Annotated in this window: 11 protein-coding genes and 1 pseudogene; 2 read left to right on the top strand and 10 right to left on the bottom strand. The window is 63.3% G+C overall.

What is annotated here, in order from left to right:
• Positions 1–13 precede the first annotated feature (13 nt).
• A complete protein-coding gene (locus PQ627_RS18090) occupies positions 14–655 on the top strand; it encodes a DUF1345 domain-containing protein (RefSeq protein WP_144661606.1) in 642 nt (213 codons plus the stop codon).
• Between the two features lie 78 nt (positions 656–733).
• Here PQ627_RS18090 and PQ627_RS18095 read toward each other — a convergent pair whose 3' ends face one another.
• From PQ627_RS18095 to PQ627_RS18105, 3 genes and pseudogenes are all read right to left on the bottom strand, one after another.
• Positions 734–1,315, bottom strand: coding sequence for a hypothetical protein (locus PQ627_RS18095; RefSeq protein ID WP_274262782.1), 582 nt, complete (start codon positions 1,313–1,315; stop codon positions 734–736).
• A gap of 12 nt (positions 1,316–1,327) precedes the next feature.
• Positions 1,328–2,475 (bottom strand): annotated as a pseudogene (locus tag PQ627_RS18100) (zinc-dependent alcohol dehydrogenase).
• 48 nt (positions 2,476–2,523) lie between these two features.
• Entirely contained in the window at positions 2,524–3,672 is a 1,149-nt protein-coding gene (locus PQ627_RS18105; protein WP_144661609.1) for a glutathione-independent formaldehyde dehydrogenase, read from the bottom strand.
• 398 nt (positions 3,673–4,070) lie between these two features.
• Here PQ627_RS18105 and PQ627_RS18110 point away from each other — a divergent pair, with 398 nt between their 5' ends.
• A complete protein-coding gene (locus PQ627_RS18110; RefSeq protein ID WP_274262783.1) occupies positions 4,071–5,732 on the top strand; it encodes an alkaline phosphatase D family protein in 1,662 nt (553 codons plus the stop codon).
• A gap of 20 nt (positions 5,733–5,752) precedes the next feature.
• Here the strand turns inward: PQ627_RS18110 and PQ627_RS18115 are convergent, their stop codons facing one another.
• Genes PQ627_RS18115 through PQ627_RS18145 form a run of 7 tightly spaced genes read right to left on the bottom strand, consistent with a single transcriptional unit; the run spans position 5,753 to position 12,635 of the window.
• Entirely contained in the window at positions 5,753–7,147 is a 1,395-nt protein-coding gene (locus PQ627_RS18115; RefSeq protein WP_262277348.1) for a phosphomannomutase/phosphoglucomutase, read from the bottom strand.
• A gap of 3 nt (positions 7,148–7,150) precedes the next feature.
• The gene (locus PQ627_RS18120; RefSeq protein WP_262277349.1) at positions 7,151–7,330 is read right to left on the bottom strand and encodes a hypothetical protein; all 180 of its coding nucleotides are present in this window, start codon (positions 7,328–7,330) and stop codon (positions 7,151–7,153) included.
• A gap of 29 nt (positions 7,331–7,359) precedes the next feature.
• Complete coding sequence (locus PQ627_RS18125) at positions 7,360–8,103, bottom strand: sulfite exporter TauE/SafE family protein (RefSeq protein WP_262277350.1); 744 nt, start codon at positions 8,101–8,103, stop codon at positions 7,360–7,362.
• Complete coding sequence (locus PQ627_RS18130) at positions 8,104–9,543, bottom strand: NAD-dependent succinate-semialdehyde dehydrogenase (protein WP_262277351.1); 1,440 nt, start codon at positions 9,541–9,543, stop codon at positions 8,104–8,106.
• A gap of 29 nt (positions 9,544–9,572) precedes the next feature.
• Positions 9,573–10,388 carry a carbohydrate ABC transporter permease gene (locus PQ627_RS18135; protein WP_262277352.1) on the bottom strand — a complete coding sequence of 272 codons (816 nt, stop codon included), beginning with the start codon at positions 10,386–10,388 and terminating at the stop codon, positions 9,573–9,575.
• A gap of 4 nt (positions 10,389–10,392) precedes the next feature.
• On the bottom strand, positions 10,393–11,349 hold the full coding sequence (locus PQ627_RS18140) for a carbohydrate ABC transporter permease (protein WP_274262784.1): 957 nt from the start codon (positions 11,347–11,349) through the stop codon (positions 10,393–10,395).
• On the bottom strand, positions 11,346–12,635 hold the full coding sequence (locus PQ627_RS18145) for an ABC transporter substrate-binding protein (RefSeq protein ID WP_262277354.1): 1,290 nt from the start codon (positions 12,633–12,635) through the stop codon (positions 11,346–11,348). Before PQ627_RS18145 ends, PQ627_RS18140 begins: the two co-directional genes overlap by 4 nt.
• Between the last annotated feature and the right edge of the window lie 5 nt (positions 12,636–12,640).

Here is a 12,640-nt window from a genome sequence, read left to right on the forward strand (position 1 = left end):
CCGAGGAGCAATCATGAACGGTCGGATCCTTTCAGCCCGCCGTGCCGTTATCTGCGCAGGCTTTGGGGTGGTGGCCGGAGCCGCGGCGGGTCTGGCGGTGTCACCGACCCTTTCGCCCTTGGTTGCCTGGTGCATGGCAGGTCTCATCGCCCTGGTGTGGGCGTGGCGGCTCTGCTGGGGCCAGGACCCGCCCGGGACTGAACGCATTGCACGCGAAGAATCAGCCTCACGGTTGACCGACAACGCAATCATCACAGCGTGCCTGGCGAGCATCGCCGCCGTGGGAGTTGCGTTGATCCAGTCGGGAAACCGGGACGGTGATCCGGTGTCTGTCGCCCTGGTCATAGTCGGGGTTCTCGGCACGATAGTCGCCTGGGCCCTGGTCAACACGGTCTATGCCTTGAAATACGCCCGGATGTACTACATCGACCGTGACGGTGGCGGCTTTGACGACAAGGACGGCAGGCAACCGGCTTACAGCGACTTCGCGTACTTCGCCTTCACGGTTGGCATGACCTACGCTCCGCCTGAAGTCGAGACGGGAAGCACCGAGATCCGCCGTAAAGCCCTTCTTCACGCTCTCTTGTCCTATTTCTTTGGAACAGTCCTGATCGCCGTTTCCCTCAACGCGATCACCAATCTCAGCCAAGGGTGACGTGCAAGGGCCACCAGCAAGCGGGTTGCTGGTGGCCCTTGCAGCCTGGCGGCGGTCAACGCGGGGGAGTTGTCCGGCTCACCTGCGCTTCCGCAGTCTGCGGAGGACGACGACGGCGAGGCCGCCCGCCGCCAGCGCCCACGGGCCACCGACGATGATCGGATCCATCCACTGGTGGTTGAGGTCGACGCGCTTTTGTCCCACCCGGGAACGGACACCTCCACGGGAGAACTCGCTCAGTACGCCCGTCTCCGTAATGGGGTTGTCCGGCCGCAGCGTGGCGAACGAACGGAGGTGGTGCTCCCACGCGTCCACTCTGTCTGCTGCTACCAGCAGCAGCCAGTGGGCAGCCCGGCCCTCACTGTACTTGTAGGCGTATTTCCGGATGGCGCCCGAGACCCCCGCCGGAGGAGTGGAGGTTCCAAAGACGGGAGGCAGGAAGGCGTGTTCCACCGACCGTTCCCGGGGCCACTTCTCTGGCTGGCGCTCCGGGAAGTCCCACCGTGCGCTGGTTTCGATGCCGGGTTGTTCGCGGGGGTAGGAGGGGCGGTCGGCCGGGTCGAGATCGGCACCCCACCCCGGAATCCGGGCCCGCAAACTCTCTGCGGACTCTCTTTCGCCAGTCTTTTCTGAGACATACGGCGTGGCTGGCTTAGTCAAGGTGTGCTCCCTTCAGGACTGGCCGGCGATAACGAGCGGTTTGATGATGTTGTCCAGCTTGGCGGAGAACATGTGGTAGCCCTCGGCGATGTGTTCAAGCGGAATCCGGTGGGTGACGATGTCGCTTGGTTTCAAGTACCCGTTCCGGATGTGCTCGAAGAGCCGCGGCCATTGCCGCTTGACCGGGCACTGGTTCATGCGCAAAGTCAGGCCCTTGTTCATCGCATCGCCAAACTTCACGGCGCTGAAGATCGGACCGTAGGCGCCCACCACGGACACGGTCCCACCTTTGCGCACCGAGTCGATCGCCCAGTTCAGTGCGATGGGCGAGCCGCCCTGCAGTTTGAACTTGCTGCTGGTGACGTGCTGCAGGAAGTTTCCGTCAGCTTCGGCCCCGACGGCGTCAATAACGACGTCGGCACCCAGGAAGTCGGTTCCTTCTTGAGGTGGACCACAATGTCGCCGTACTCGGCAAAGTTGTACGTCTCGGCGTGGGCGAAGCTGCGTGCCTTCTCCAGCCTGTATTCCAAGTGGTCAATCACGATCACGCGACCGGCACCCATCAGCCAGGACGACTTTGCGGCAAACAGCCCCACAGGGCCGGCACCGAACACCACCACGGTGTCGCCTTCCACGATGTCCCCAAGCTGGGCGCCGAAGTAGCCGGTCGGCAGGGCGTCGGTGAGCAGCACCGCGTCCTCTTCCTCCAGCCAGTCAGGGATCTTTGAAGGCCCAACGTCCGCGAACGGAACCCGCACAAATTCCGCCTGACCGCCGTCGTAACCGCCGCAGGTGTGTGAGTAGCCGTAAATGCCGCCCACCGCCGTCGCGTTCGGATTTACGTTGTGGCAGTTCGAGTAGAGGCCGCGCGAGCAGAAATAGCAGGAGCCGCAGTACACGTTGAACGGCACCATCACGCGGTCGCCCACCGAGAGGTTCTGCACGGACGAGCCCACCTCGTGAACTGTGCCCACGAACTCGTGGCCAAAGGTCATGCCCACGCGGGTGTCCGGCATCATGCCGTGATAGAGGTGCAGGTCGGAGCCACAAATGGCACCGGCGCTGACCTTGACGATCGCATCGTTCGGATGCTCGATCTTAGGAATGTCCTTCTCTTCGACCCTGACTTTGTAGGGGCCGCGGTAAACCATTGCCTTCATCAGTACCCCGTCCTGTTTCTGGTTGGTTGTGACATGGGAAGATCCCTCTCAAGCTCCGGCCGGGTGGAGGACGACCTTCGTCCAGCCGTCTTCGCGGCTGTCGAAGTTCTTATAGCCCGTCGGCGCCTCATCGAGGCTCAGCTCGTGGCTGACGATGAAGGAAGGGCTTGCCTTTCCGCCGGCGACGAGGTCGCGGAGGGCGCGGTTGTACTTCTTGACCGGACACTGGCCGGAGCCCATCGTCTGGCCTTTGAACCAGTAGTTTCCGTAGTCGAAGGCGACCTGGCCCTGCTTCTCGAGTTCGTCGGGGGAACCCGGATCCTGCGGCAGGAAAACGCCCACCACGCCGATGCCACCGACGAAGCGGACGGAGTCCACCAGCCGGTTCAGGGTTTGGTTGGGGTGTTCGTTGCCTTCGGGATCGTGGGCCTGATAGCCAACGCATTCGCAGCCGCGGTCTGCGCCAAAGCCCATGGTTTGGTCCTTGACGAATTCCACGGGATCCACTTCGGCGTCATTGACGGCAATGGCTCCGATCTGTTCGGCCAGCTTCAGCCGGTCCTTGTGGCGGTCCACCACCATGACTTTGCCGGCGCCCTTGATGACGGCGGAGTAGGCGGCCATGAGTCCCACCGGGCCGCCGCCGTAGATGACCACGGAGTCGCCCGGGTAAACGCCGGCCATTTCGGTAGCGTGCCAACCCGTCGGGAAGATGTCCGCCAGCATGACGTAGTCGAGCTCCTTCTCGACGGCGTCCTCACCCAACCGCAGGCAGTTGAAGTCGCCATATGGAACCCTGAGGTACTCGGCTTGACCGCCCTGGTACGGGCCCATGTCAGCGAAGCCGTAGGCAGCGCCTGCAAGCTTTGGCTCGGGCTGCATCGTCAGGCAGTAGTTGGTGAAGCCCCGCTCGCAGTTCTTGCAGAAGCCGCAGGCGACGTTGAAGGGCAGGACCACGCGCTCGCCTACTTTGACTTTGCTCACCGCGGGGCCGACCTCCACCACCTCCCCGAGGTTCTCGTGTCCGAAGGAACGCCCCGGTTCGAAGCTCGTCCGGCCCTCGTACATGTGGAGGTCCGAGCCGCAAATATTCGCTGAGGTGATTCTTACCAGTACGTCGGCCGGGTGTTCGATCTTGGCATCGGGGATTTCCTCGACGCTGACGTCGTTGGGTCCTTTGTAAACTACTGCCTTCATCTTCCACTCTTTTGTTCTGCCCATGCCGCTTCACCACGTATTGCTGGCGCGGGTCGGGAACGCCGGGTGTCTGGAAATCTGTGATGTTGGCGCAAGGGATCGCCCGGATACGGGTGATGAACCAGCAAGGAACTTGGAAATGCAGGATTGGCCCTGTGATCCGCCTGAATGCTCGGAGGGCCTGAGGCTTTCAGCCAGCAGGTTGTCCGGGGACGCACTGCCGGTCCGTCAGCAAAAGCGATGCTGCACGAACAATGCTAAGCATGCTTATCATGTATGTCGAGGGGTAACCGGAAAAGGTTGCCGGAACTCCGGCCATGCTTCGCCAAGCAGCACCCCGCAAGAACCTTCACCCCACCCTCACCTTCCGTTCATGACGGCCGGAAAGGGTGGATGCCATGACCGACTTTTCACGCCGCACCCTCGTCAAGTCCTCCCTCGCCGGCCTTACGCTGACCGGCCTCGCCCTGGGGTCCGCCACCCCGGCGGGCGCAGCGCCCGCAGCCATCCCGCTGGTCCGCAGGCGACTCACCCTCCCCACGGGCATTGCCACCGGCGACGTCACCACGGATTCTGCCGTCCTGTGGTCGCGCGCCTCAGGACCCGGACGTCTCACCGCCACCCTCAACGCCATCGACGACGCCGGGGAGCTCCTGCGCGGGCGCTACGGGTTCAGCCGAACCATTCGTGGACCCTTGGCCACGGAAGCCAGCGACTTCACCGCGAAAATCCACGCCAAGGGACTGCCCCCGGGCACCAGGTTCAGGCTGGAGCTGAACTTCGAGGATGAGAACGGCACGGGTGAGGTTGGGCAAGGCACTTTCAGCACGGCTCCCGGCGGTAAACCCAACGACGGCGGCACGAAAGACGGCCGCGGAGGCGGCAGCCCGGCGTCGTCCTCCCAGTCCTTTGTCTGGACCGGCGATACCGCCGGCCAAGGCTGGGGCATCAACGAGGAGATCGGCGGCATGCGTGGTTACAAGGCCATGCATGACGTCCGCCCGGACTTCTTCATCCATTCCGGTGACACCATCTACGCGGACGGGCCCATCTCTGCCAGTGTCACGGAGAAAGACGGACAGGTGTGGCGCAACATCGTCACCGAGGAAGTGTCCAAGGTGGCCGAAACCCTGAAGGAATTCCGCGGCCGGCACCGCTACAACTCGCTCGATGCCAACATGCGCGCCATGTTCGCCGACGTGCCGGTGATTGCCCAATGGGACGACCACGAAACGCACAACAACTGGTACCCGGGCCAGGTCCTGGACGACGCCCGCTACACCGAACGCAACGTCAACGTCCTCGCCGCGCGTGGGCGGCAGGCGTGGCAGGAAAACATGCCGATCGCGGACTCCGCGGCGCTGTGGCGCCCCGGAACTTACGACGCCGGCCAGTACCAGCCTGCGCGCATCTACCGCAAGATTCCGCGCGGCCCGCAACTGGACATCTTCTGCCTGGACATGCGGACCTATAAGTCGCCGAACACCGACGGCAAGGAGCCCTACACCACAAACATCCTGGGCCAGGAACAGGTGGACTGGCTGATCAAGGAAGTCCGGCAGTCCAAGGCCACCTGGAAGGTCATCGCCGCGGACCTGCCCTTGGGCATCGTGGTGCCTGACGGTCCCGTGAACCAGGAGAGCCTGTCCAACCGGGACAACGGTGCGCCGCTGGGCCGGGAACTGGAGATCGCCGGGGTCCTGAGCGCCTTCAAGAAGTATGGCGTGAAAAACACGGTGTGGCTTACGGCCGATGTCCACTACTGCGCCGCCCACCACTATTCTCCGGAGCGGGCTTCCTTCAAGGACTTCCAGCCGTTCTGGGAGTTCGTTGCGGGTCCCATCAACGCGGGCTCCTTCGGCCCGAACGACATGGACGGGACTTTCGGGCCGGACGTCGTGTTTTCCAAGGCAGGCCGGTTCCCTGGTGAGTCCCCGCGCAACGGGGAGAACCAGTTCTTCGGGCATGTGGAACTTGGTTCCGACAACACCTTTAACGTGAGCCTGCGCAACGCCAACGGTGGGGTTGTTTTTTCGAAGACGCTGAGCCCGGAGCGCTGACACTTCAGACCTGCCCAGCCCTAGCGCCGGATCACCTCAAGCACACCGTCACGCACACGCCCCATGGTCTCCGAGTCCCTGGCCTCGACGTTCAGCCGCAGCAATTCCTCGGTGTTGGACGCACGGACGTTGAACCACCAGTCTCCTGATTCCGCGGTCACGGTCAGACCATCCAAATCATTCAGGAGGACTCCGTCCATGCCCTCGTATGAGCCCTGAATGTCCGCGATGGACCTGGCCGTGTCCGCCACGGCCGAGTTGATTTCACCGCTAGAGGAATACGGTTCGTACTTTTGCGCCAAGCTGGAGAGAGTTCCGGGCTGCTCGCCGAGAGCTGCGAGGACGTGCATTGCGGCGAGCATGCCGGTATCCGCATTGTAGAAGTTGCGGAAGTAGTAGTGGGCGGAATGCTCGCCACCGAAAACTGCATGCTCTTCGGCCATGCGGGCCTTGATGAACGAGTGGCCCACACGTGTACGTACGGGCCGGCCACCGGCGGCTTGGATGAACTCTGGAACTGATTGCGAGGAAATCAGGTTGTGGATCACGGTGGGCTCCACTTCTCCGGCGCCTTGGGCCCTGGCGATCTCACGCACGGCGATCATGGAGGTGATGGCGGATGGCGTCACGGGTTGGCCGGTTTCGTCGACCACGAAGCAGCGGTCAGCGTCGCCGTCGAACGCCAGCCCAAGGTCGGCGCCGTGCACGACGACGGCCGCCTGCAGGTCGCGGAGGTTCTCTGGTTCCAAAGGGTTGGCCGGATGGTTCGGGAAGGTGCCGTCCAGCTGGAAGTACAGGGGGATGATCGTCAGCGGCAGGGCCTCCAGAAGTTGGCTGCCAAGCACCGCCGGAACGGTCATCCCGGCCATTCCGTTTCCGGCGTCCACCACCACCTTGAGTGGGCGGACGCCGGAAAGATCCACGAGGGACCGCAGCTTGCGTGAGTAGTCGCCAAGTACGTCCAGTGCAACCACGGTCCCCCGTGAGCCGGCTGCCGGAATTCCCTCAGCGAGGTAGCGCTCGGCGAGGTCCCGGATGTCGAACAGCCCTGAATCGGCGGAAACGGGGACGGCTCCGGCCTTAGCCATTTTGATCCCGTTGTACTGTGCCGGGTTGTGGCTGGCCGTAAAAATGGCGCCCGCCGAGTTGAGGGATCCACAGGCAAAGTAGAGCTCGTCGGTTGAAATCAAGCCGAGGTCGGACACATTGGCGCCGCGCGTGGAGGCACCGCGCGAAAATGCAGAGACAAACCCCGGAGATGACGGACGCATGTCACCGCCGCAGAGCACGGTCTTCCCGGCAAGGCCCAGGACGTCGACGAAAGCGGCACCGATGGCTTCGGCAACCTGGTCGGTCAATGATGTGCCGACGATGCCGCGGACATCGTAGGCCTTGAATGACGAAGAAAGATCCATGATTCAGCGAGCGCCGAAGTCGGTATCCGTGTACGAGCCGACGCGCCGCTCAGGGGTTTCGCTGCACCCGCAGTTGGTGTCGATCTCAACTCGGACTCCGCTCGGATCAACCGTGAGCGACACGGGTTCCCCGTTGGAGGTGGAAACTCGCAGGGTGCTTTCTTTGGAGGAGACGTCAAACATGATGGTCCTTTTCGTAGGGGGTATGGGGTTCAGCTGACGGCGTCGAGGACGCCGCGGACAATGGTGGCTGCCGCACCGAGATAGGCCAGCACGATCAGCAGGATCTGCGCGGCCCGCGCAGAGACGCGCTTGGAGGCGAGGTCGCCCAGGACGAGGCCCACCAGGCAGGCGACGGCGACTGCCACCCACATAGTTGCCGGGAGGACGGGAAACGATTCCGGTGCGGTGACCGCCTTGGAGGCGAGCGACAAGGAGCCGATGGTGAAAAAGTAGGGCTGCATGGTGGCTGCGAACGATTTGTGCTGCCACCGGGTTGCGATGGAGTACATGCTGACGGCTGGCCCTCCCACCCCGGCCGCGGTGTTCATGAAACCGCTGAGGCCTCCGGCGGTGAAGAGGTACCGGCGACGTTTAGGCAGGACCGCGGATTTCATCAACAGCAGGATTGTCAGCCCGACGGCGAGGATGACGCCGATCGAGATCTCCAGTACCGGAGGCGGCATGAACCGTATGAGGATGGCCGCGGGGACAATCCCCAGGAGGGCTGATGCGGCCAGTGCCAGGTACCGTTTCCAGTCGATATCCCGGGCTACCCGGAAGATGATGGCCCCGGCCGTCACGGCTCCGCAGACGTTGACCAGCACTACGCCCTCCACTGGACCGAGCAGCAGGACCAGGAAGGGAGCCGCCACGAGGGCGAATCCCATCCCTGTCACCCGTTGCATCCCGGCGCCCATCACGACGGCGCCCAGCACCAGCCCGGTGGTCAGCATCTAGGCTTTCCAGGCAACGTACTGGACCTCCTCGAATTCCTCGAGGCCCAGGCTGGATCCTTCCCGGCCCAGGCCGGACTGCTTGGCCCCGCCCATGGGCGCGAAGGCCACCGACGGAAGGGGATCATTGACGCCGACGATGCCGGCTTCCAGCTGCTCGGGAATGTCCCAGCCGCGCTTGGGGCTGTTGGTCCAGACGTAGGCTGCGAGGCCCATTTCCGTGGCATTCGCCTTGCGGATCGCTTCCTCTTCCGAAGCGAAAGTTACGACGCCAGCCGCCGGACCAAAGACTTCCTCGCTCACCAGAAGCGCGTCGTCGGGAACGTCCACGAGGAGCGTGGGTGCCATGAAGGATCCTTCGCCAGGAACCTCGGTGCGCTTGGTGACCCGTTGGGCGCCGCGGTTGAGGGCGTCGCCCACCAGGGCCTGGACAGCCGCCACGCGCTCGGCATCGATCACGGGACCAAGGTCCGGTACCGGTGTGCCGCCGTCGGGAACGCCGTGCCCAATTGTCATCGCATCAAACCGTGCGGCCAGCTTCCGGGCGAATTCGTCCGCGACGCTGTCCTGGACCAGGAAGCGGTTGGCGGCCACGCAGGATTGGCCGGTGTTGCGGAGCCTGCCAAGCACTGCGCCGTCGACGGCGGCATCGAGGTCGGCGTCTTCAAAGACGATAAACGGCGCGTTGCCGCCCAGCTCGAGCAGCGGCCTGACGACCCGCTCGGAGGCGGAGGCCATGATCTGTCGTCCGACGCCGGTGGATCCTGTGAAGCTGACCGCCCGAACGGCGGGGTGCTTGAGCAGGGCCCCGGTCACCTCCCGGGATGGTCCATGGACAAGGTTGACGACGCCGGCGGGGAACCCTGCGTCGTACAGGATTTCGAACAGGCCCGTCGCGGCAAGGGGTGCCTTCTCGGAGACCCGGCCCACCACGGTACAGCCGGCGGCGAGCATGGCCGCGAGTTTCCGGGCTTGGATGGACACCGGGAAGTTCCAGGGTGTGAGGCTCAGGGCGACGCCGATCGGCTTGCGGGAGCTGAGGTGGTGGCGTCCCCGGAGCTCAGGTGGGCTGACTGTCCCGGTGGTTCGCCGGGCTTCCTCCGCGAACCACCGGAGGTACTCCACGGAGAAGTCCACTTCGCCCTGTGCTTCGGGAAGCCGTTTGCCGGCTTCCAGTGCCAAGGTTTGGGCCAGTTCGTCGCGGCGTTCGGCCAAGAGACCGGCGGCGTTGTGGAGCAGGTCGGCCCGGGTTCGGGCGGTGGTCCGGGACCAGTTGCCGAACGCTTCGGCGGCCGCATCGGCGGCTTGGGTAGCGTGGTCCGCGCTGCCCCAGGCAACCTCACCCACAGTGGAACCGTTTCCGGGATCCGTGACGTCTTTGGAGGTTCCGGCTGAGTGCCAGGTTCCGTTGATCAGGTGTTGTGCAGATTTCAGGTTCATGCGTAGTGCCTTTCCGCTGGGTGGCGTGGTTATCCCTTGCTGGCGCCGGCAGTGATGCCTGCCACGAAGTAGCGCTGCAGGAAGATGTAGGCCACCACCACCGGCAGGGAAGCCAGGATGACTCCTGCGAACAGCAGCGGGTAGTTGGTCTGGAATTCGCCCTGGAAGCTGAGCAACGCCAAGGGCAGCGTGCGGTTTCCGGGGGACTGGATGAACAGGAGGGGATACAGCAGTTCGTTCCAATGGATGACGAAAAGGAAGATTGCTGCGGCCGCGATTGATGGTGCGGACAGCGGCAGTGCGATCGAGGCGTAGGTCTTCCACGGTCCGGTTCCGTCGATGGAGGAGGCTTCGTAGAGTTCCTTGGGCAGCGTCCGCATGAAGCCGCCAAGGATGAACACGGCGATGGGCAGTGTCGAGACCACGTTGGCCACGATCAGTCCCGCGAGGTTGTCCAGCAGTCCCAGCCGTCCGAAAAGTACGTAGAGCGGAACCATGTTGGCTTGGGCGGGAATGGCCATGCCCAGCACCAGGAAGCCGAAGATGGCCCAGGACACGAAGCCCCTGAGCCGCGACACGGCGTAACCGGCCAGGCTGGCAATAAAGAGCGTGACTGGTACGGAGATGGCGGTGACGACGACGCTGTTCCAGAAGGAGGAACCCAGGTCCTGGCCACCGATCACCTCGGCGTAGTTGGCGGGGGAAAGGGACTGCGGCAGGCTGAACGGACCCTCGAACAGTTCCTGCGTGGATTTGAAGCTTCCGAAACCAACAACGGTCAGCGGAATGATGATGATGAGCGCGTAGATACCGAGGATGGCGCGGCGGCTGATTGAAGCGAGCATGCTGTTATTCCCCCTTCGGGGTCAGCCGGAGCAACCGGCGCTGCAGCCAGGTGACCAGGGCGATCATCGCCATGAAGATGATCGACTGTGCGGCGGCGTAGCCGAACTCCGAGTTGGCAAAAGTGCTGTAGATGCGGGTGGAGAGGATGTCCAGAGAGCTCTTGGGCGGGTTGCCCGCGATACCAAGGATCAGGTCGAAAGCCTTGAACGACTGCACAGTGGTGTAAGCCACCACAATGGACGTTGCCGGGGCCACGAAAGGCCACGTGATGGACTTGAACTGCTGCCATTTGTTGGCGCCGTCCATTTCCGCTGCTTCGTAGAGTTCGCGCGGTATGGACTGCAGCCCGGCGATGTACACCACCATCATTTGTCCGGCGTGGAACCAGACCTGGGTCACGGCCACCCAGTAGAGCGCCTGGTTGTTATCTCCGAGGTAGGACCCTTGGAGTCCTCCAAGTCCCACCGCACCCAGGGCCGAGTTGGCCAGGCCGAAGTTGGGATCGTAGATGAACTTCCAAATAAAGGCCACCGACACGGAGGACAGGATGGTGGGGAAGAAGAACAAGGCGCGGAGCAGGATGCTGCCGCGGGAGTTCTTGGTGAGGAGCAGGCCGAGCAGGAGCGAGAATGCGGTTTGGGCTATGACCACCAGCAACACGAACTTCAGGTTGTTGGTCAGCGCGTTGGTGAACAACGAGTCCTTGGTGAACGCCCGGATGAAATTGTCCACGCCCACGTAGTTGAACGCTGCCGAGAAGCCGTTCCAGTCGGTGACGGCATACTGGAAAGCCTGGAGGGTGGGCATCACCAGGAAGAAGGCGATGACCGCAACGGCGGGGAGCGGGAAAAGGTACAGCGCAGGATTTACGCGCGTAGGGGACCGGCGCTTCTTCGTGGCAGCTTCCGCGCTGCTTTCCGGTGCCTTTCGCTTCGCAGCCATTCCGGTGTGGGTGCTCATAGCCTTTCGTCCACAATCTTCTGGGCAGCTTCGGCCGCCTGTTCAGGGCTGGTACCGGAGATGACCGCCGTCGCGCTTGCCTCCACGGCATTGCGGACGTCCAGGTTCAGGAACTGGAAGCGGGCGGCCAGCGCCGTTTTCTTGTCCAGCCACGGGCTCAGCCGCTTGAGGTCCGCGTTGGTGTAGTCGACGTCCTTGACCGAGACGTGCTGGGCTGTCTGGTTGGCGTAGTACCCGGCGTTTTCCGGTTCGGACAGGAAATCGATCCAGGCTGCCGCCGCGGCCTGGTGCTTGCTGGCCGAGTTGACGCCGAGGATGAACGTGGCGTTGTAGACACCCTCATACTTGGCGTTGCCGTCGGTTGAAGTATTGGGGAAAACCAACTCGATCGGGAACTTCGCGCCCAGGTTCCGGACCGCCGCGAGGTGGTAGGAACCCGTGGCCAGCATGGCGGCCTTGCCTTGGGAGAACAGGTTCTGTGCCGGCTCCACCGCGGTGCCCGTGGCGTTGGACTGCAGGAACGGCGCCAGGTCCTTGTACTGGTTCAACATCCTGATGAACCAGTCGTCAGTGCACTTGAGCTTGCCCTGCTCGATTTGTGCACACATGTCGTCCACTGGGGCGTTGTTGGCGATCATGCAGTTGAATAGCTGGCCACCGTTTCCCACATCGCCGCCGGGCCACGAGATGGGCGTGACACCGGAAGACGCCAGCTTCTCGCACATGGCCAGGAAGGCGTCCCAGTCCTTCGGTGCCAGCTCCGCGCCGGCTTTGTCGAAGAGCTCGGTGTTGGCCATCGGCATGGGGAACACCACTTGGTAGGGCAGGCCAAGTTGACTGTCGCCGGACTGCCCGGCTGTGAGCAGGCCTTTCTGGTAGTTGCCAACGGCCTTGCTGTTCTTCAGCTCGGTGTAGATTCCGGCCTCACCGAAGTTCTTGAACTGTGCACCCCGGAAGGTCGCAAACGCGTCGCCGATGGCCGCGCCCCGGACCTTCTGCAAACCCTGGGCGTTGTAGTCGTTGGAGGTCGAGATGTCCTGGACAACCTCCACGCCGCTGTTCTTTGCAACGAAGCGCTTGATGAGCTCGTCAAACACTGCCTTGTCTTCGCCACGCCAGTGGGCGAAGGACACCTTGCCAGTGATGTCACCGGTGGCCGGAGCAACCGGCCCGGTGGCGCCACCAGGGGCTGTGGAACCGCCGGGTCCTGCGCATGCCGCTGCAGTGGCACCGAGACCCAGGGCGCCGAGAACGGCCATGGCCTGCCTGCGTGAAATTTGATTCACAATAT

The organism is Paenarthrobacter sp. AB444, assembly GCF_028736865.1.
Taxonomy (GTDB): domain Bacteria; phylum Actinomycetota; class Actinomycetes; order Actinomycetales; family Micrococcaceae; genus Arthrobacter; species Arthrobacter nicotinovorans_B.